Annotated in this window: 23 protein-coding genes; 21 read left to right on the top strand and 2 right to left on the bottom strand. The window is 66.1% G+C overall.

Annotation, left to right across the window (positions count from 1 at the left end):
* Positions 1–329 precede the first annotated feature (329 nt).
* From ABT130_RS12380 to ABT130_RS12460, 17 genes are all read left to right on the top strand, one after another.
* Positions 330–917, top strand: a complete 588-nt coding sequence (locus tag ABT130_RS12380) for a helix-turn-helix domain-containing protein (RefSeq protein ID WP_350955189.1) — start codon at positions 330–332, stop codon at positions 915–917.
* Positions 918–934: 17 nt separating this feature from the next.
* Positions 935–1,390 (top strand): hypothetical protein, encoded by a 456-nt coding sequence (locus ABT130_RS12385; RefSeq protein WP_350955191.1) that lies wholly within the window; start codon positions 935–937, stop codon positions 1,388–1,390.
* 112 nt (positions 1,391–1,502) lie between these two features.
* On the top strand, positions 1,503–1,877 hold the full coding sequence (locus tag ABT130_RS12390; protein WP_350955192.1) for a nuclear transport factor 2 family protein: 375 nt from the start codon (positions 1,503–1,505) through the stop codon (positions 1,875–1,877).
* Between the two features lie 669 nt (positions 1,878–2,546).
* Positions 2,547–3,392 carry an ABC transporter permease gene (locus ABT130_RS12395; protein WP_350955194.1) on the top strand — a complete coding sequence of 282 codons (846 nt, stop codon included), beginning with the start codon at positions 2,547–2,549 and terminating at the stop codon, positions 3,390–3,392.
* A gap of 35 nt (positions 3,393–3,427) precedes the next feature.
* The gene (locus ABT130_RS12400) at positions 3,428–4,222 is read left to right on the top strand and encodes an ABC transporter ATP-binding protein (RefSeq protein ID WP_350955196.1); all 795 of its coding nucleotides are present in this window, start codon (positions 3,428–3,430) and stop codon (positions 4,220–4,222) included.
* Between the two features lie 26 nt (positions 4,223–4,248).
* Positions 4,249–5,046, top strand: coding sequence for an ABC transporter permease (locus ABT130_RS12405; RefSeq protein WP_350955242.1), 798 nt, complete (start codon positions 4,249–4,251; stop codon positions 5,044–5,046).
* Between the two features lie 44 nt (positions 5,047–5,090).
* The gene (locus tag ABT130_RS12410; protein WP_350955198.1) at positions 5,091–6,260 is read left to right on the top strand and encodes an ABC transporter substrate-binding protein; all 1,170 of its coding nucleotides are present in this window, start codon (positions 5,091–5,093) and stop codon (positions 6,258–6,260) included.
* Between the two features lie 116 nt (positions 6,261–6,376).
* Positions 6,377–7,168, top strand: coding sequence for an IclR family transcriptional regulator (locus ABT130_RS12415; RefSeq protein ID WP_350955200.1), 792 nt, complete (start codon positions 6,377–6,379; stop codon positions 7,166–7,168).
* A 46-nt stretch (positions 7,169–7,214) separates the two neighbouring features.
* Complete coding sequence (locus ABT130_RS12420; RefSeq protein WP_350915728.1) at positions 7,215–8,699, top strand: NAD-dependent succinate-semialdehyde dehydrogenase; 1,485 nt, start codon at positions 7,215–7,217, stop codon at positions 8,697–8,699.
* Positions 8,696–9,559: a nitrilase family protein gene (locus ABT130_RS12425; protein WP_350955202.1), complete on the top strand. Its 864-nt coding sequence runs from the start codon at positions 8,696–8,698 to the stop codon at positions 9,557–9,559. Before ABT130_RS12420 ends, ABT130_RS12425 begins: the two co-directional genes overlap by 4 nt.
* 122 nt (positions 9,560–9,681) lie before the next feature.
* Positions 9,682–10,245: an amino acid synthesis family protein gene (locus ABT130_RS12430; RefSeq protein WP_350915724.1), complete on the top strand. Its 564-nt coding sequence runs from the start codon at positions 9,682–9,684 to the stop codon at positions 10,243–10,245.
* Between the two features lie 28 nt (positions 10,246–10,273).
* Positions 10,274–11,629: an aminotransferase class III-fold pyridoxal phosphate-dependent enzyme gene (locus tag ABT130_RS12435; protein ID WP_350955203.1), complete on the top strand. Its 1,356-nt coding sequence runs from the start codon at positions 10,274–10,276 to the stop codon at positions 11,627–11,629.
* 49 nt (positions 11,630–11,678) lie between these two features.
* Positions 11,679–13,094 carry a dihydropyrimidinase gene (hydA, locus tag ABT130_RS12440; protein ID WP_350915720.1) on the top strand — a complete coding sequence of 472 codons (1,416 nt, stop codon included), beginning with the start codon at positions 11,679–11,681 and terminating at the stop codon, positions 13,092–13,094.
* A 27-nt stretch (positions 13,095–13,121) separates the two neighbouring features.
* Positions 13,122–14,129 (top strand): LLM class flavin-dependent oxidoreductase, encoded by a 1,008-nt coding sequence (locus ABT130_RS12445; RefSeq protein ID WP_350915718.1) that lies wholly within the window; start codon positions 13,122–13,124, stop codon positions 14,127–14,129.
* A 3-nt stretch (positions 14,130–14,132) separates the two neighbouring features.
* Positions 14,133–14,837, top strand: coding sequence for an NADPH-dependent F420 reductase (npdG, locus tag ABT130_RS12450; protein ID WP_350955205.1), 705 nt, complete (start codon positions 14,133–14,135; stop codon positions 14,835–14,837).
* Positions 14,834–15,652 carry a carbon-nitrogen hydrolase family protein gene (locus tag ABT130_RS12455; protein WP_350955207.1) on the top strand — a complete coding sequence of 273 codons (819 nt, stop codon included), beginning with the start codon at positions 14,834–14,836 and terminating at the stop codon, positions 15,650–15,652. The genes npdG and ABT130_RS12455 overlap by 4 nt, the downstream gene beginning before the upstream one ends.
* Positions 15,653–15,701: 49 nt before the next feature.
* Positions 15,702–15,848, top strand: coding sequence for a hypothetical protein (locus ABT130_RS12460; RefSeq protein WP_350955209.1), 147 nt, complete (start codon positions 15,702–15,704; stop codon positions 15,846–15,848).
* A gap of 283 nt (positions 15,849–16,131) precedes the next feature.
* Here the strand turns inward: ABT130_RS12460 and ABT130_RS12465 are convergent, their stop codons facing one another.
* Complete coding sequence (locus tag ABT130_RS12465) at positions 16,132–16,656, bottom strand: ATP-binding protein (RefSeq protein ID WP_350955211.1); 525 nt, start codon at positions 16,654–16,656, stop codon at positions 16,132–16,134.
* Positions 16,657–16,910: 254 nt separating this feature from the next.
* Between ABT130_RS12465 and ABT130_RS12470 the strand changes: the two genes are divergently transcribed.
* Together ABT130_RS12470 and ABT130_RS12475 are read left to right on the top strand one after the other, a co-directional pair.
* Complete coding sequence (locus ABT130_RS12470; RefSeq protein ID WP_350955213.1) at positions 16,911–17,783, top strand: helix-turn-helix domain-containing protein; 873 nt, start codon at positions 16,911–16,913, stop codon at positions 17,781–17,783.
* Positions 17,771–17,983 carry a DUF397 domain-containing protein gene (locus ABT130_RS12475; protein ID WP_350955215.1) on the top strand — a complete coding sequence of 71 codons (213 nt, stop codon included), beginning with the start codon at positions 17,771–17,773 and terminating at the stop codon, positions 17,981–17,983. The genes ABT130_RS12470 and ABT130_RS12475 overlap by 13 nt, the downstream gene beginning before the upstream one ends.
* A 236-nt stretch (positions 17,984–18,219) precedes the next feature.
* Here ABT130_RS12475 and ABT130_RS12480 read toward each other — a convergent pair whose 3' ends face one another.
* On the bottom strand, positions 18,220–18,360 hold the full coding sequence (locus ABT130_RS12480) for a winged helix-turn-helix transcriptional regulator (protein ID WP_350955217.1): 141 nt from the start codon (positions 18,358–18,360) through the stop codon (positions 18,220–18,222).
* On the opposite strand from ABT130_RS12480, the gene ABT130_RS12485 reads away from it, so the two are divergent.
* Together ABT130_RS12485 and ABT130_RS12490 are read left to right on the top strand one after the other, a co-directional pair.
* A complete protein-coding gene (locus ABT130_RS12485; RefSeq protein ID WP_350955219.1) occupies positions 18,350–18,970 on the top strand; it encodes a zinc-binding dehydrogenase in 621 nt (206 codons plus the stop codon). The two genes, ABT130_RS12480 and ABT130_RS12485, sit on opposite strands and share 11 nt — an antisense overlap.
* Before the next feature lie 119 nt (positions 18,971–19,089).
* Complete coding sequence (locus ABT130_RS12490; RefSeq protein ID WP_350955221.1) at positions 19,090–19,260, top strand: hypothetical protein; 171 nt, start codon at positions 19,090–19,092, stop codon at positions 19,258–19,260.
* Positions 19,261–19,525 lie beyond the last annotated feature (265 nt).

Raw genomic sequence — 19,525 nt, forward strand, 5'->3', positions numbered from 1 at the left:
TCCATACCTGCCGCCTGCCCGAAAAGTCCCATTTGGTGACTTCTTCGACAACCGGAGGGCCGACAGACGCGTGAGCGGGCGTTTTGCCGAGAAAGCTTTACCTGACCGGGCCCGGCCGCTGGAGCGGAAAGCCCCGACGATCTCCACTCAGGCGAGGTATCCGTTCAGGGGCGTAGAGCCCCGAGAAGCCCGCACCAGCCGGCCACACCGGGTTCCGCCCGAGTCCGTTCCCCACGAGGAGTCCTGCCTAGCCCACCCGGAGAACGACACGACCCCGACCCCGTCTTCGCTGGATTGGTATTCGGTATAACCGAAGATATATTCGGTCTATGCGAAGCGTTGCGGCGCCCATCGTTCCCATCTTCAAAACCCGAACGCAGGCGGAGATCCTGGCCGCCGTCTATCTGCGGCCTCGGCGGAACTGGACCCTTGCCTCTCTCGCCCGAGAGTTGGGCATGGCACCTTCCACCCTGCATGCCGAGGTACATCGCCTCATCGACGCACAGCTGATCACTACGGTCGAGATCGGACGCTCCCAGGTCCTGCATGCCAATCCCGACCACCCGCTGTTCCGGCCCGTGACCGAGATCCTGAACTACATGTACGGCCCTCACACGATCATCAGCGAGGAGTTCGCCGGTATCCCCGGCACCGAGCGCCTGCTCATCTTCGGCTCGTGGGCCGCCCGTCATGCTGGAAATCCAGGACCCGTCCCCCACGACATTGACATACTCGTCGTCGGTGAGGTCGATCGGGCTGCCCTCTATGCCGCCGCCGACCGCGCTCAGGAGCGCATCGGCATGCCGGTCAATCCCGTCCTCGCCTCCACCCACCGCTGGAACGCGGAGGCCGACGCCCTCATCAGGCAGATCAAGTCAGCCCCCGTGATCGATCTGACCGCCGAAATCCACACCTGATCGGAGAAACCCGCCCCATGACACGGTGGACACGCGGCGAGGCCGACGTCGAGCGGATGTTGGCCTCCGGCGAACTCCAGCGCGTCCGAGGCGAGGCCGCCGACGGCAGCGGATGGTTGGAGAAGGCAACCACCACCCTCGCCAGCGCCGAAGGGCTCAGAACAACCGACCCGAACTCCGCCTACACACTCGCCTACGACGCGGCGCGCTTCGCTTGTGCCGGTCTACTGGCACAACAAGGGTTACGAGCCACAACCTCCGGCGGCCACTATGCCGTCCAGCAAACCGTGATCCGGCAGTTCGGCCCCACGTTCGAGCCGTACAGCACCATGCGCCGCAGGCGCAACGAACTCGAATATCCGGAGTTCCCCGACGAGGTAGTGGAAACAGCGGAAGCAGACCGCGCGATAGCGGCCGCACGCGCGCTGATCGACGCCACCGGCAAGCTCCTCGACCACCTCGGCCTGTTCTGAAAGTGCCAAGATGCGAAGGCGTCAGCAGTCAAACGAAGTCGGCAACGGTGACTTCCGTGATCTGGGTGACTTCGCATCTTCGCGACGCAGATCCGCTGGCTAGTATCGCGACGTGACGGATGACGCCCTCCATGACCACGCCATTGACGCCTTCATCGCGGCGACCAATGCCGATGACCCGGCGCGGCGGGCCACGCTGCTGAGCCGTGCCCTTACCGGCGACGTCGTCTTCTGGGGGCCATTGGGCCGAGGTGTCGGGCGCAAGGCGGTCGAGGACTTCATCACCGAGGTGGTGCAGGGGCACCCGGCGGGCCCTACCCGGATGGTCCGCACGACCCGGGTGGACGCGCCGGGAGAGTGGGCGCGTTTCGGGTGGCGCTACGAGGACTCCTCCGGCCGGAGCCTGCTGACCGGGATGGACGTGGTGCACGTCACCGTCGAGGGCGACATCGACGAAATAGTGATCTTCGCCGACCCCCCGGAATGATTTCCGATTCACCCGAGTGCTGAACCCGCTCCAGCACATCGCGACGACACCGCGCCGGGCCCGTCTCCGCGAGGTTGATATTCGGTATGACCGAAGATGTATTCGGCCTACGCGAAGCGTCGTGGCGCCCATCGCTCCCACATGGCGGCGCCCGTGAGCCAGGTTCCGGCACCGGGATGAGACCCCGGCGGGGTGCTCCAACGGGGGAAGCGGAGCTGGAACGGCACATGCCGCAGGTTCTTCGTGGGGGACGACCTGCGTGCCACTACCCGCCGGAGGTGGCCAAAGCTCCCAGCGGGTGCCAGGAGCGGCGCGTCACCTCGACTGAGCGGACCTGCCGATCCAGGAGTATGCGCAGGTCACCAGAGATCACCACTTTCCGCCAACCTACGGGTTTCGGACGGGGTGCCGAGGCGCAACCGGTGACACATGAAGTTTCATGCGAACCATTGACGGCGGATGAACGCCACACCTACATTGAACCATCGGATCGCTGAGTGATCCGATGGTTCACTGCAAGCGATGAACGCCTGCACCGTGACATGTCTCTCCCCACGACCCGGAGAGTGAACCGGCATGACGGCCATGAAGAGCCCCCCCATAGCATCCATCGCCCCGGCCCCCCCTCCAAAGCGGGAGGCCCCAATCACGGACACAGCCTCAGCGGCCTTGAGATCCCGACTCACAAGCGGGGTGGTCGGCCTTGCTGTTGTGGCCTTCCTGGCCGCTCTCTGGGAGGGCTACAAGGCGCTGGGCCAGGCGACAGGCGATCGGCTGCTCGGAATACCATTCCCAGTCGCGACCGACGATCTGTCCATGCCACACGTCGGCACGATCCTAGGCGCGCTGGTGGAACCCGCCCGGCGCGGGAACCCGACCAGCCTGGGCGTGTACCTGCTCGGGGAAGCGTCTGTGACGCTGCGTGAAGCCGCCTACGGCCTGGTGGCCGGATCGCTCCTCGGGCTGGCGCTCGCCATCGTCTTCCTCCACATCCCTCCGGTCTCGCGTGGCCTCATGCCGTGGCTGATCGCCTCGCAGACCATTCCGCTGGTCGCCATCGCCCCGATGATCGTCATCTGGGGCGGCAAGGCGGGACTGCCACCGTGGGTCGCGGTCACCGGCATCGCGGCGTACCTGGCGTTCTTTCCCGTGACGATCAACGCGTTGCGAGGACTCAAGTCACCGCCGAAGGTGCAGACGGAGTTCATGCGCAGCGTGGGCGCCGGGAGGCTCCAGTTCCTGTTCTGGCTCCGCCTGCCCGCGGCGCTGCCGTACGTCTTCGCGGGGCTACGACTCGCCGCCACGGCCAGTGTCGTCGGCGCCATCGTGGGCGAGTTGTCGGCCGGCACGGGACGAGGAATCGGCCGAGCCATCCTCACCTTCGCCTACTACTACTCGAACGGCCCCGAGAAGCTGTACGCCGCCGTCCTTGTCGCGGCCGTCACGGGGATCGTGTTCGTCCAGCTCCTCAGCTGGATCGAGCGATTCGCCCTCCGTAACCGGCACACCCGATGACCGCCATCTCTCTTCCGATCCCTGGAGAGCCCACGATGCCTGAATCCGCAATCATCAGTGTCAGCGGCGTCACGAAGCAGTTCAACAGCGGGACAGACCGTTCCGTAACGGCGCTGGCGGACATTGACCTGTCCATCGCCGAAGGCGAGTTCGTGTCGCTGCTGGGTCCGAGCGGCTGCGGGAAGAGCACGCTCCTGCGGATCATGGCGGACCTCACCCAACCCACCAGCGGTTCCGTGAGTTTGAACGGCAAAGCACCCGACACCGCACGGCGAGACCGTGACTACGGGATGGTCTTCCAGCAGGCCGGCCTGTTCGACTGGCGAAACGTCCAGCGCAACGTGGAGTTACCGCTTCAGGTCGCCGGCGTGGCCAAGCAGACTCGGCGGGCCAAGGCCACGTCCATGCTCGAACTCGTCCGCCTGTCCGAGTTCGCTCACCACTTCCCGTGGCAGCTTTCCGGCGGCATGCAGCAGCGAGTGGCGATCGCCCGGGCACTGTCCGCGGATCCGAAGATCCTTTTCATGGACGAACCACTTGGCGCACTTGACGAGATGAACCGGGAACGCCTCCAGGGTGAGCTCCTCCGGATCTGGTCCGACACGGGGACGACCGTCGTCTTCGTGACGCACAGCATCTCAGAGGCCGTGTTCCTGTCGTCGCGGATCGTGGTGATGTCCCCTCGTCCTGGGCGGATCGCCGCCAGCATCGACGTCGATCTGCCCTACCCGCGTTCCGCCGCCACCCGCACGACACCCGAGTACTTCAAAAAGATCACTGAGGTCAGGTCCGCTCTGCATGGCATGTCAGTCGCCCAGGACGCGCCATGACCGCCCGTACGGGAAGCAGGCATTTGATGCCGATCACCGCTGGGCGGGCCGCGGCGACCACCAGGCGAGGACTGCCGGTCCTGGTCACCGCGGTCGTCATCCTGGGCGCCTGGCAGCTTGTGGTGCGGCTGTTCCAGGTCCCGTCGTTCATCCTGCCCGCGCCGAGTGAAATCGCCTCAGCGCTGGCATCGCAGCTCCCGACGATCCTCTCGGCCTCGGAGATCACCGTTAAGGCGGTCCTGCTCGGCCTCGTTCTCGGGTCCGTCGCCGGCATCCTCGTCGCGCTGGTGGTCAGCCGCTTCCACAAGGTGGCGGGCCCGGTTCTGGCGATGGCCGTGATCGTCAACTGCGCTCCCATCGTCGCGCTGGCACCGATCTTCAACAACTGGTTCGGCGTGACCAGTATCGTCTCCAAGGCCGGCGTCGCATCGGTCATGGTGTTCTTTCCCGTCCTGGTCAACACGGCCAGGGGTCTGCTCCAGATTTCACCGCTGCACCTGGAGCTCATGGAGTCGCTGGCGGCACAACCGCGACAGATCTCCCTGATGTTGCGACTCCCCAACGCGTTGCCCTATCTCTTCAACGCGCTCAAGCTCGGGTCCACCCTGGCCGTCATCGGCGTCATCGTGACCGAGTACTTCGGGGGTCCAAGCAATGCGCTCGGGGTGTACATCGCCTATCAGGCGGCCTTGCCGCGCTTCGCCGAAGCATGGGCAGGGATCTTCGTAGCCAGCCTGCTCGGGCTCGCGATGTTCGGCCTGATGTCGCTGCTTGAGCGTCTTTTGATGCCCTGGCACGAGTCGATTCACAGCGACGAGGCGTGATCTCCCGTCGTTCCCCCCACGATTATCTCCTTGAAGGAGTCACAATGCCCCGCTCCCTTCGGCGCCTCGCGCGCCCACGAGTCAATCGCCTCATCGCCGGCGCCTTGGTGGCCGCCGCCACGCTCTCCCTGTCCGCCTGTGGCATGTCGGAGGAGACCACGGCGTCCGGGTCCGGCGCGGAGAACACCGCGTCGTGCCAGACGCGAACCCCGGTCAGGCTCGTCCTCCAGTGGGTGGCGCAGTCGCAGTTCGCCGGCTACTACGCCGCCAAGGAGAAGGGCTACTACGCCGACGAGTGTCTCGATGTGACCATCCAGGAGGGTGGCGTCAACATCGTGCCGCAGCAGGTGTTGTCAGCGGGCAACGCGGAGTTCGCGGTCAGCCACGTCACCAAGACGATGGTCACCCGGGAGCAGGGGGCCGACCTCGTCAACATCGGCCAGGTGTTCCAGCGCGGCGCTTACCTGCAGGTCGCCTGGGCGGACTCGGGCATCAAGCAGCTCGCGGACCTCAAGGGCAAGAAGGTGGGCAGCTGGGGGTTCGGCAACGAGCTGGTGCTGTTCGCGGCGATGAGGGGCGCCGGCGTCGACCCGGCCAAGGACGTCACCGTCGTGCAGCAGCCGTTCGACATGTCGCTGCTGCTGAAGCGTGAGGTCGACGCGGCCCAGGCCAAGACCTACAACGAGTACGCCCAGCTGCTGGAGACCATCAACCCCAAGACCGGTGAGCTGTACAAGCCGGAGGACTTCTCGGCCATCAGCCTTCAGGACTCGGGATACACGAGCCTTGAGGACGGCATCTACGCGCGTGGCGACTGGCTGGCCAAGGATGCCAACAAGGACGTCGCCGTGAAGTTCCTCAAGGCGACGTACAAGGGCTGGGGCTTCTGCCGGGACGACCTGGACGGCTGTGTCGAGGTCGTCCTCAACAACGGCAGCGCGCTCGGCAAGGGCCACCAGACGTGGATGCTGAACGAGGTCAACAAGCTCGTGTGGCCTTCACCTGCCGGTATCGGGACCATCGACCAGAAGGCATGGGACCAGACCATCAAGATCGCGGTCGACGCCAAGGTGCTCAAGGCCGACCCTGGTGAGGGCGCCTTCCGCGGGGACCTCACAGAGAAGGCGGACCAGGAACTGAAGGCGGAGGGATTCGACGTCACCGGCGATGGCTACAAGCCGGGGACCGTAGAGCTCACCGCCGGGGGCAAGTAGCAGGCGATGTCCGTGCGTTACGCGGCATAAGTCCGCGTAAGGCACGGACAACAGTCGGCGAGCCTGCCACGATGATGGCCGCAACTGTCGATCACATCACCTCAATGGAGAAGACAATGGCACCAAGTGAAGCGGGACTTGTCCGTCGGACTATCTGGCTGCTTCGTGCCGTGGCCGCCCACCCAGAGGGCGTCGGGCTCAGCGAGGTCGCCAGGGAGGCCGGCATCCCCAAGGCGACGTGCTACCGCGTGCTCACCGTCCTCGAACGGGAGAGCTGGCTGACACTTGATCCGGACACTCGGCGTTATCGGGTCTCACTCGGCCTTCTCTCGATCGTCGGGGGACTGCTGGACAGCGACGGCGCTTACGGCCACATGCGCGGCGTCCTGCGGCAGCTCGCCGAGGAGACCAAGGAGACCTCCGGTTTCGACGTGCTCCTGCCGCCCAACGTCATGGTCGTCGCACAGGTTGCGGGGCCCTCGCTGATCGGGCAGACGCTCAAGCCTGTCCCGCGGACCCAGCCCGTGTGGGCGACCTCGACCGGCAAGGTGCTGCTCGCCGCCCTCGATCCGGAGGCGGTGCGGACGGAGTTCTCAGCCGAGTTCTCGGAGAAGGCGCCCGCGGAGCTGGGAGGTCTGGACGCGTTCATCGAGTCACTGGACTCGGTGCGCCGCAACGGCTTCGCCCTCGCCTACGACGAGCTCGAAGTCGGCGCGGCATCCGTGGCCGCGCCGGTACGGGTCCGGGACTCGACGCCCTACGCGGTGTGGATCGGCGGCCCCACCTATCGCATCACGCGTGACCGTATCGATTCGGTGGCGGAGTCGGTGATCAAGGCCGCTCGAGGGCTGAGTGAACTGCTGAGCGTCACAGACATCATCCTGCCGAGTGCCCTGACCGGGCGCTAGGCCACCAACTGATCGGCGCCAAGGGGCGCGACAAAGGAGTTCGCCCATGACATCTCTTACCGACACGATCGCCGCGGCCGAAAGCATTGCCGACAGTGTGCCGAAAGGCGTGTTCGTCGGCGGCGAGTGGCGTGGGTCCGGCTCCGGCGCCGTGCTTGCCGTCGACGACCCCGGCACCGGCCGGACGATCGCCGAGGTCGCCGATGCCGGGGTCGAGGATGGTCTGGCGGCTCTCTCGGCCGCTGTCGACGCACAGGCGTCCTGGGCTGCCACGCCACCTCGTGAACGAGGGGAGATCCTGCGACGGGCGTTCGAGCAGATCCTCGCCCGCAGGGACGATCTCGCGCGGCTCATGACGCTGGAGATGGGTAAGCCGCTGGCCGAATCGCAAGCCGAGGTCGCGTACGCGGCCGAGTTCTTCCGGTGGTTCTCGGAGGAGGCCGTCCGCATCGACGGCGGCTACCTGGTCGCCCCCGGCGGCGGGTCGCGCGTGGTCGTGACCCGGCAGCCGGTCGGCCCCAGCCTGCTGGTGACCCCGTGGAACTTTCCCATGGCGATGGGCACTCGCAAGATCGGGCCCGCACTCGCGGCCGGTTGCACGGTGGTGGTCAAGCCGGCACGACAGACACCGCTGTCGATGCTCGCGCTGGTGGGGATCCTCCAGGAGGCCGGCCTGCCGTCCGGGGTGGTCAACGTCTTCACCACATCGAGGTCGGGAGAGGTGACGTCGGCGCTGCTGCGCGATTCGCGACTGCGCAAGCTTTCGTTCACCGGTTCAACGGAGGTCGGCCGCACTCTGCTCGCGCAGTGCTCGGACAAGGTGCTGCGCACCTCGATGGAGCTCGGTGGGAACGCGCCGTTCATCGTCTTCGACGACGCCGACCTCGATCTGGCGGTCGAGGGTGCGGTTCAGGCCAAGATGCGCAACATCGGGGAGGCATGCACGGCCGCGAACAGGTTCTACGTCCAGCGGGGAGTCGCCCAGGACTTCAGCGAGGCGCTCGCCGAACGGCTGGGCTCGTTGACCGTGGGCCATGGGCTCGACCCGTCGACGCAGGTGGGCCCCCTGATCGACCAGGGCGCCCTCGCCGGCGTGGCCGAGCTGGTCGACGAGGCACGAGCCGCCGGAGCCGAAGTGCTGACCGGCGGTGAGGCGCTGGCCGGCGGCGGCAACTTCTACCGGCCGACCGTCCTCACCGGGGTGCCCCACGGCGTCCGGACCGTTCGCGAGGAGATCTTCGGCCCGGTCGCGCCGGTCATCGTCTTCGACGAGGAGGACGACGCGGTCGCCATGGCCAACGACACGGAGTACGGTCTCGCGGCGTACGTCTTCACGGAACGCCTCGATCGAGGGCTGCGCGTCTGCGAGCGCCTTGAGAGCGGCATGGTCGGCCTCAACCAGGGCGTGATCTCCAACCCGGCGGCTCCCTTCGGCGGGGTCAAGCAATCCGGTCTGGGGCGTGAGGGCGGCCGGGTCGGGATAGACGAGTACCTCGAGGTCAAGTACATGTCCATCAGGGCGCCGTGGTGACCGAGTTCATTCTCGCGGGCGTGCAGTTGCGCCCGCGCATCGGTGACATCGCCGGCAACATCGAGCGATCGTCGAAGTGGATCACGAAAGCAGCCGAGGCCGGTGCGCGGCTCGTCGTCCTTCCCGAGGCGTCCTCCGCCGGGTACGTCTTCGCGGACCGTGCCGAGGCCCTCCGGTACGCCGAGGACATACCCGGCGGACCGGCCTGCTCGGCCTGGGCCGCACTCGCCCAGAAGCATCAACTCTGGATCGTCGCCGGCGTCACCGAACGGGAGGGCGGCCAGCCGTACAACTCGGCCGTGCTGATAGGCCCGGACGGGCACGTCGGGACGTTCCGCAAGGCCCATCTCTGGAACGACGAGAAGGCCATCTACGGCCGCAACGAGGCGGGGTTTCCGGTTTTCGACACGCCGCTGGGGCGGATCGGGGTAGGGATCTGCTACGACGCGTGGTTCCCCGAGACCTTCCGCAGCGCGGCTCTCCAAGGCGCCGACCTGATCGTTCTTCCCTCTAATTGGGTCCCCGTGCCGGGCCAGCCGGCCGATGTGCCGGCCATGGCCAACCTCATGTGCATGACCGGCGCGCACAGCAACCAGTCCTATGTCGCGGGCGTGAGCCGGGTGGGTGTCGAGCGTGGCCAGGAGTTCGTCGGGAGATCGGTGATCGTCGGCCCTGACGGCTGGATCCTCGCGGGTCCCGCGAGCAACGACGGCGAAGAGCTGTTGCTCGCCGAGATCGACCTCATCGGGTCGCGAGAAGCCCGGCACGGCAACCCGTTCAACCAGCCGCTGGCGGACCGCCGCCCTGATCTCTACGTGACCCGCGACGCGCGGTGTGCCCAGAACGGTCGACGGGACTGATCCCGCCGCCGCGGCCACAAACGGGAGACTGCTTTCCATCTGCGAAATCCCTTGACACAATCCCCACCCGTCATCAGAATTTGAACCAATGGTTCACCAGATGAACCACTCAGGGAGGCAAAGTGAGCATCCAGGTCCGCAAGATCATCAAGCATCTCGAGGAGACCATGCTCGAGAACGGGCGCCCGGTCGAGCGCCTGCATCGGGTCGCATTCGTCGGTGCGGTGATCGCCAACCCATACCCGAGCGAGTACGTCGAGGACCTGGTGACGCTCGCTGACGAGCTGGGCGAGGAGATCGGGCAACTTGTCGGCCCGGCCTGCGTGGACCTGCTCGGTGACGAGGTGGAGGCGTTCGGCAAGGCGGCACTCGTCGGCATCGACGGTGAGGTCGAGCACGGCTCGGCCCTGATCCACAACCTCCGGTTCGGCAACGTCTTCCGCAAGGCGGCCGGCGGCACCGAACTTCTGCCCGCCGCCGAGAAGGTCGGTCTCCCAGGCAGCCCCATCGACATCCCGCTCAAGCACAAGCTCGACTCGAAGACCCGATCGCACCATCAGACGGTGACCTTCCAGGCGTCCGACGTCCCTCGCCCCCGCGAGATCCTCGTGATCTGCGCGGCCGCCAACGCCGGTCGTCCCCTGGCCCGCCTGGCCGTGTTCGGCGCCGAGACGAAGACCCAGTGACACCTACGGGACGAGAGAAGGCGATCCGATGACCGTCATCGACGCGCAGACGTGGACCGGCCAGCGCGTGCAGGAGGCCGACAAGGAGTACGTCATTCACTCCTGGTCGGTCCAGGGCGCGCTCAACCCCATTCCGGTTGCCGGAGGCTCGGGCTCCTGGTTCTGGGACTACGAAGGCCGCAAGTACCTCGACTTCCAATCGCAGCTGGTCAATCTCAACCTCGGACACCAGCACCCGAGGCTGGTCGAGGCCATTCGCAGCCAGGCCGAGCAGCTGTGCTACATCGGCCCCGGTTTCGCCGAGCGGTCCCGGGCGGAGCTGGCCGAGATGCTGGCCGGGCTGACGCCCGGTGACCTGAAGATGAGCTTCTTCACCACCGGTGGTGCGGCAGCCAACGAGAACGCCGTGCGCCTCGCCCGTCACGTGACCGGCCGCCAGAAGATCGTGGCTCGCTACCGCTCCTATCACGGGGCGACCGCGGGGGCCATCGCGCTGACCGGGGACCCGCGTCGCTGGGCGGCGGAGCCGGGCATGACCGGCGTGGTGCGGATGCTCGATCCGTACACGTACCGCTGTCCCGCGGGCCACCCCGACCCGTGCCCTGTCTGCTCAGGGGGACCGCACCTGGAGGAGATCCTCCAATACGAGAACCCCAACACCGTGGCCGCCGTGATCGTCGAGCCGGTGACCGGAACGAACGGACTTCTGTACCCGCCTGACGGATACCTCCGCTCCCTTCGGGAGGTCTGCGACCGGTACGGCATCCTGCTCATCTTCGACGAGGTCATGGCGGGATTCGGCCGGACGGGCGAATGGTTCGCCTGCGACCACTGGGCCGTCGCCCCGGACATCCTCACCACCGCGAAGGGGCTCAACTCCGGTTACGTCCCGCTGGGTGCGATGACCGTGTCAGAGAAGATCTCCGACTGGTTGCGCGACAACATGTTCTGGGGCGGTCTCACCTACGCGGGACACCCGCTCGCCTGTGCCTCCGGTGTCGCCTCTCTGCGCATCATGCAGGACGAGGGTGTCGTCGAGAACGCCCGGCTCATGGGCCGGCGGCTTGGCGAAGGGCTGGCGTCCCTGGCGGACAGGCACCCGAGCATCGGTGACATTCGTGGCCGTGGCCTCTTCTACGGAGTCGAGCTCGTCAGGGACCGGGCGACGCGCGAACCGCTCGTGCCGTTCAACGCCAAGGGCCCCGCGGCCGCACCGGTGAGTCGCCTGCTCAAGGCGGCGATGGAGCGTGGCCTGTACCTCACAGCGAACTTCAACGTGCTGCGCCTGACCCCGCCCCTGATCATCCGCGACTCGGAGATCGACCTGGCTCTCGATGTGCTGGACGAGGTGCTCACGCTGGCCGACGAGCACTACACCGGTTGATCAGACTGACCACCTAGCTGGTGTGGCCGGCCGTTCAAGAAGGAGAACGATGGGATCGACACTCATCAAAGGCGGTACCGTCGTCAACGCCGACGCCGCCGTCCGGGCCGATGTTCTGGTGCGCGACGGTCTCGTTGTCGCACTCGGGTTCGGCGACGGCTGGTCGGCCGACGAGGTCATCGACGCGACCGGGAAACTCGTCCTCCCCGGCGGGATCGATGTGCACACGCATCTGGAATACCCGATCGACGGCTTCACGACCCGAACGGCGGATGACTTCCACAACGGCACGATCGCGGCCGCACACGGCGGGACGACGACGGTCGTCGACTTCGTGAAGAAGGAGCCCGACCAGTCCCTCCTCGACTCGTATATGCGTCGCCGGGACGTGGCCGCCGAGAAGGCCGTCGTCGACTTCGGGTTGCACGCCATAGTGCCGCCACGCGACCAGCAGGAGAACGTGCTGGACGACTTGCGCCGCCTGGCCGGAGAAGGCGCGTCGAGCTGGAAGTTCTTCATGGCCTACCCCGGCACGCAGATGGTCGACGACGGCCAACTGCTCGAAGGCTTCGAACTCGCGGTCGAGTACGGCGTGCTGCCGATGGTGCATGCCGAGAACGGCCACATGGTGGCCCGAGAGACTCGCTTGCTGATCGAGAGTGGACGTACCGCGGAGAATTACCACGCCGCGGCGCACGACCACGAGTCCGAAGCCGAGGCGGTGCATCGGGCGATCGTCCTGGCGGACTCCGTTGGCAGTCCCCTCTACGTGGTGCATGTCTCCAGCGCGACGGCCGCGGCGGAGATCGGCCAGGCGCGGGGGCGGGGCTCGCTGGTGTGGGGGGAGACGTGCCCGCAGTATCTCGCGGTCGCGTACGAGGACTACGCCGAACTGGGCGAGAAAGCCGCCGCTTACCTCTGCTCGCCGCCGATCCGGGAGCGCGGCAACCAGGAGGGCTTGTGGCAGGCGCTCACCGTGGGGGCGCTGTCGACGGTGGCCACCGACCACGCGGGTTTCTGCCTGGAGCAACCCGACGATCTCCCCCCGCAGAAACTGCGCAGCCCCGGGTACTTCCCGAAGGTTCCCAACGGGGTTCCGGGAGTCGAGGACCGGCTCATGGTTCTCTGGGAGACAGGAGTCAAGACGGGCCGGATTGACATGTGCAGGTTCGTCGACCTTGTGGCGACGCGTCCGGCCAAGTTGTTCGGACTCTTCCCACACAAGGGTCTGGTAGCCGTGGGTGCGGACGCCGACCTCCTCGTGTGGGACCCCGCGGCGGACCACGTCATCACCACGGCGGGTTCGCACATGCGCACGGACTACAACCTCTACGACGGCATGCGGGTGACCGGACGACCGGTCCACGTGTTCTCCCGCGGCCATCACCTCGTCAACGACGGAGCCTTCGACGGGAAGCCCGGTCGCGGATCCTTCCTTACCCGGGGCAAGCCCCACCTCTTCTGACCCCCGACTGATCGGAGTTCTCCGGATATGAAACTTCCCCTTGGCATCCACGTTGGCGAGAGGCTGAGCCTCGAGCAGACCTACTGGCAGGCAGAGTTCGCGGATCGGAACGGATTCGAGTCGGTCTGGGTGGCCGAGGGCCGCTTGGCCAGGGACGGAATCGTGCCCGCGGCCATCATCGCGAGCAAGACCTCCAACCTGAAGATCGGCACGGGCGTCGTCAACAACAAGAGCCGCAACGCGGCACTGATGGCGGTGACCTTCAAGACCCTGGACGAGGTGGCTCCGGGTCGCGCGATCCTCGGCATCGGCGCCTGGTGGGAGCCGCTCGCCACGAAGGTCGGTCAGCCGCTCGTGAAGCCGATCGCCTCGATGCGCGAGTACATCACCGTCTGCCAGGCGTTCTTCCGCAATGAACTCGTCTCCTTCGAAGGGGAGTTCGTGCAGATGCGCGACGTGCGATTCGACAGCATGTACCGCGAGAACAAGCCGGTCGACATCCCGATCTACATCGGCGCGGTCGGGCCGAAGATGCTCGAGCTCGCCGGAGAGATCAGCGATGGCGTCCACATGGACTTCCTCCTGCCGCCGTCCTATCTGACCGGCGCCAGAGAGGCGATCGGCCGGGGCGTCGCCAAGCGCACCGACGGTCGCACTGGGATCGACCTGACCCAGATCGTGGCATGCAGCGTCAACGACGACGACCCGCAGGAAGCCATCGACGCGTGCAAGGCGTTCCTGACCCTCTACCTCATGCAGCAGCCGCACATCGCCGAGCACTGTGGCGTGGAGCGCGAACTGGTCGACCGGCTGCAGGAGGTGGCGAAATGGCCCGCGACTCCTGAGGACATCAAGCGCGCGATGCCTCTCGTTCCGAACTCGCTGGTGCAGAACGTCACCGCGTGTGGGTCCACCTCACAGGCCTTCGACAAGCTCATGGAATACCACGAGGCCGGCGTCAGATGCCCGATCATCTCCACGCTCGGTGACAAGGAGCAGACGCTCACCCGCCTCGCCCTGGCCGCGAAGGACTGAACGATGGATCACCGCTTTCCCCGAACGACCATCGCCATCGTGGGCGGGACCGGGCCGCAAGGCGGCGGCCTCGGCTACCGGCTGGCGCGTGCCGGACACGAGGTCATTCTGGGATCACGTGACGGAGACCGGGCCGCGCAGGCGGCCGTCGACCTCTCGAAGCTTCCCGCCGTGGAAACGACCGTCCGCGGAGACACCAATACGTTGGCGGTCGCCAACGCGGAGATCGTCATCCTGGCCGTTCCGTACGAGGGGCACGCGGACCTGGTCGGCAGCCTGGCCGCCGACCTCGACGGCAAGCTGTTGGTCAGTTGTGTGAATCCCCTCGGCTTCGACCGGCACGGCCCGTACGGACTGGACGTGCCGGATGGCAGCGCCGCGGAGGAGGCGGTGCGGATCGTATCCGGCGCCACGGTCGTTGGCGCGTTCCATCATCTCGCGGCACCACTCCTCCTCGATCCCGACGCGGACCTGTCCCACGAGGACGTGCTGGTATGCGGTGACGACACGGAGGCCAAAACGCGCGTGATGGCACTGGCCGCCGATGTGACCGGCGGCCGAGGAGTCGATGCCGGTCGTCTGCGAATGGCACGCCAACTGGAGCCGCTCACCGCCGTGCTCATCTCCGTGAACAAGCGTTACCGCACGCGGTCTGGCGTCGCGCTGACCGGAATGCCGCAGCCTACTCCCGAAAAGGTGATCGCATGAAGCTCGCCGCAGTTCAGCTCCGTGCCACGGACGACCGGACCGAAACCATCGGCAGGGCCGGCGATCTCGTGGATGCCGCCGCCGGTCAGGGCGCCGGCATCGTTCTTCTTCCTGAGCTGTTCGCTGTCCCGTTCGTGCAACCTGACCCGGATCCGGATTACTTCGAGCTGGCGGAGCGTCTCGACGGCCCGTCGAACACGATGGCGGCTGACCGATCCCGTCGACACGGGATCACGGTGGTCTCTTCGGTATTCGAAGCCGGTGACGTGCCCGGCGTGTATTTCAACACCGCCTGCACGTACGTCGCGGGCGAGCTGAAGTCGGTCTATCGAAAGTCCCACCTGCCGTTCTCCAATGGATTCCCGGAGAAGTTCTATTTCCGGCCGGGGGGCACCGAGCCTGAAGTCGTGCATACAGGTGAGACCGGGGTTGGCACGATCATCTGTTATGAGAGGCACTTCCCGGAGTTGAGCAGGATCGTCGCTCTTCGGGGCGGTTCGGTGCTATGCGTGCCGGTCGCGTCCGCGAGCGCGCCCATGCGTGAGGTCTTCCAGCTCGAACTGAAGGCACACGCCGTGTTCAACGGGCTCTTCGTGATCTGTGCTAACCGGGTGGGCAGGGAAGGCGTCAAGGACTACTTCGGGATGAGCGCCGTCTACGGCCCCAACGGCGACATCCTCGCTCAGGCGAATGACAACACCGATGACGTCGCGGTCGCCGAAGTCGACCTCGAACTGATCGCGAGCTCGCGCCGGCGCCGCCCGTTCCTCCGTGACCGGCGCCCGGAACTGTACGACCGGTTGACGGCGATGTGACAGCGACGACGGGCTCGATCCGACTCAGGCAAGTACAGACCCGAGCGCAGTGGACGCGCCCGGGGAGTGGGCGCGTTTCGGGTGGCGCTATGAGGACGCCTCCGGCCGGAGCCTGCTGACCGGGATGGACGTGGTGCACGTCACCGTCGAGGGCGACATCGACGAAATAGTGATCTTCGCCGACTCCCCGGAGTGATTTCCGATTCGCCCGAGTGCTGGAGGCGCTCCGGCACACCACGCTGAGCCCCGTCTTCGCAGGGTCGATGTTCGGTACGGCCGAACGGCCCGCAACCATCGTTCCCATGCGGTGAGGCTCGCGAGCAGGTTCCGGCATTGGGACAAGAGACCCCCGGCGGGGTGCTCCAACGGGGGAGGTGGAGCCGGAGCGGCACGCAGGTTCTTTCGTGGGGGACGAATCCGTGTGCCGCCACCCGCCGGGGGTGGTTCGTCGGCTCCCAACGGGTGCTGGGAGCGGCGCGTCACCCCGGCTGAGCGGAGGTCGGCGCTCCGGGGAGGAGATCGTCCGGAGACGGCGGGGCTGATCTCTCGGTGAGACCCCCGTCAGAGTGCGGCGGATCCGCGGGAAGCTCGCACCAGACGGTCCGGCCGGGTTCGTGGCCATGGGAGCGGTAGCCCCAGTTTCCGCCGGAGAGCATGCCGACGATGGCCAGCCCTCGGCCGTTCTCCATCAGGAGGCATGCCGGGTCCGCCCGGAGGCGGGGTTCCTCGGCGCTCAGACCGGTGTCCGCGACCTCGACGCGCAGCAGCCCGCCGTACGCCAGCAACCGCAGGACCAGCGGATCGTTATTGGCGGCCCCGGCCTGCCCGGTGACCCCGTGCCGGGCGTGCTGGACGGCGTTGGTCACCAACTCGGACACGGCCAGCCGCGCGTTCTCATAGGCCGGATGACTCTCTCCCAGCCATTTACGAACCTCCTCCCGCGCGCTCGATGCGGCCTCGGGACTACTGGTCAGAAATATCTCGCTGAACGTCTCCGGTTCCATGGAATTGCCCCTTCCGACCGAATTAAGCCGACCTGCCGTCACCGGAGCCATTAACTGACATCCCGTGACAGCTATAGCTCGACAGGCACACGGTCCCAAACACCGAGGCACAGCGGAAGCCAAACCGCGTTTACCATGGGTTCACAGTTTGCGAAGTAAGTTCGCAACACTGTGAACCCACGAAAACTTCGTATCCATTCCCTCGGCAATGAAAATGAAGGAGACTCCTAAAGAGGCAACGAGAGGAGACCGAAATGAGCATCGTCCCGGAGCCGGAGCCAGAGCCAGACTCGGATCTAGAGTTTGATACGCACTCATACGAATCCACGCGCGTTCAATTCGGCAGAGAGCTACGGAAATACCGGATTTTGTCCGGACTTACCCAGAGGCAACTCTGCATCGCGGTCCCCATCGCCATAAGCCATCTGAGCATGTTGGAGAACGGTCACCGGGCTCCCACCAGGAAACTGGCCCACCAGCTGGACGAGGCCCTCGACCTGGGCACAACGCTCGTCGACCTACTGGACCGCCTGGACCGCATCGCCACACAGGTCCCCCGCTGGTTCCGCTCCTGGCTGGAGTTCGAACCCGGAGCAGAGGCGTTTCACATGTGGGAACTATCGATGATTCCCGGGCTCATGCAGGTGGAGGGATACGCACGAGCTCTGATCGGTAACGAACCAGACGTCACGCCAGAACAGACGGACAAGCGTGTAGCAGCTCGCCTGGAGCGTCAGGAAATCCTCAGGAGGCCCAAGCCTCCCAAGATCTGGGCGGTGCTGGACGAAAGCATCCTGCACAGACCCGTAGGCAGCCCGGAAGTAATGAAGTGCCAGCTTCAGCATCTCCTGGAACTCGGGGAAAGTTCCTCCACGTCACTTCACCTGCTTCCGTACACGGCTTACAGCACTGTGGGCCTACTTGGAAGCTTCGTCATCGCGGACATGCCCGAAGGGCAGCCTTCCGTGGCCTACATCGATTCCCAGAGCATGGGAGATCGAGTAACCGAGCGGGCCGAGGAGGTGAAAGAGCTAGCATTCAGGCACAACGAGATCCGAGCCGACGCCCTGTCCCGGCGCGATTCACTCAAAATGATCAAGGAGGCGATCCAGAGATGGGCGACCTGACCCAGGAACTCCACGCCGTCCACTGGCGCAAATCAACCCTCTCCGGCGGAGATGGAAGCAACTGCGTCGAAATCGCCAACCTCTCCAACAACCACCGAGGCATCCGCGACAGCAAAAACCCCACCGCCCCCGCCCTCATCCTCACCCCCGCAGCATGGGCCACCTTCGCCAGCAGCATCAAGAACGGCGACTTCGACTGACCCGACATTCAGCCGTACCCGCACCCAACAAGCCCTCTGGCCCACGACCGGAGGGCTTGTCAGTACTTCACAGGAGTAAAACCGTCGGCCTGATACCTCGCTCCGCAGCCGAGTGAGAAATCGGCAAGACCTGTGGATCGGGTGGTTGTCATACCGCCGTGGGGTCGGCGGGGTGTTCGACGAGTTGGCCGTTGATGAAGGTCACGCCGGCGCTCTGCCGCGCTGCTGGTGAGCGTTCAGGCGATGTGGGTGTCGTACTCCTCGCGATTGGTGAATACCTCGTCCATGTGCGCCTCGGCCCACACCTTCATGCCGCGCATCACGTGGTGGAGCGAGAGACCGAGGTCGGTCAGCTCGTACGTGACCGTGACCGGCACCGTCGGCACCTACGCCGAACAGCTCGTCGTGCGGGCCTCCGACATCGCCGTCGTTCCCGACGGGCTGGACCTGATCGCGGCGTCGACGGTACCGCTCAACGGGTTGGCCGCCGCCCAGATCGTCGATCTACTCGGTGACGCACCTGGTGACGGCAACCAACTGCTGGTGACCGGGGCGGCCGGCGCGGTCGGAGGGTACGTCGCCTCGCTCGCGCAGGACCGTGGCTGGCAGGTGACCGGTCTGGCCAGAGCCGAGGACGAGGAGTTCGTTCGCGGCCTCGGCGCCGAGTTCACCACGCACGCGGAGCCGGGCTGGGACGCGGTCGCCGACGGTGCGGCGCTGCAGGAACGGGGCCTCGCCTTGGTCCGCGATGGCGGGGTCTTCGTCGGCGTCCAGCCGAGCGCCAAACCGGCCGCTGAGCGCGGGATCACCATCCACGTCGTGGTTGCGCATCCCGACGGCGCTCGACTGGGCGACCTGCTCGCCCGCACCGCGTCCGGCGAGCTGCCGACCCGAGTGCACGCGGTCATGCCGCTGGACCAGGTCGCCGAGGCCCACCGGGCCATGGCCAAGGGCGGGGTGCGCGGTCGCTACGTGCTCAAGCCCTGACCAGCTCGCCCAGCCCGGCGCCGTGCCCTTCACCGGCGCCAAGACCTGGGCCCCATGCCAATCACCTCACCGACATCAGAATTCGCCGACACATCCCCATGACAACGAATGGAACGAGCATGATCTGGACAGCCGGCTTCCGCACCGCGGTGATCAGTCCCTACGAGCAGATCCAGCTCACCGAACCGCGCGGCTTCGCCGACCAGACAGTGCGTCAGGTGCTCCACATGGCCGACGGCGGAGAACGCCTCCGCGTACGCCTGACGAACCTCTACGGCCGCACCCCTTGACCATCGCCGCCGCGATCCGCTTGGTCTCATCACGACTCATCGTGCACCTCCCGCTGTGACCGGGAGCGAGTTATGCTGGCTCACGTAAGCCCCGGGTATCGCCACTGCTCTGCATGCGACCCGGGGCAAGCTTTTTCCAGCGAGGGCTCGCATATCGCCCTGCCCCTGGTCTCGCGGGTAGTCCTCAACCACTGCGAAAACAGCAGCCTCACCGCTTTCCGGACAAACCTTATACATATCCCAAACGTAGTGCAGACGCATCGCG

The organism is Streptosporangium sp. NPDC001681 (assembly GCF_040298085.1).
Lineage (GTDB): Bacteria > Actinomycetota > Actinomycetes > Streptosporangiales > Streptosporangiaceae > Streptosporangium.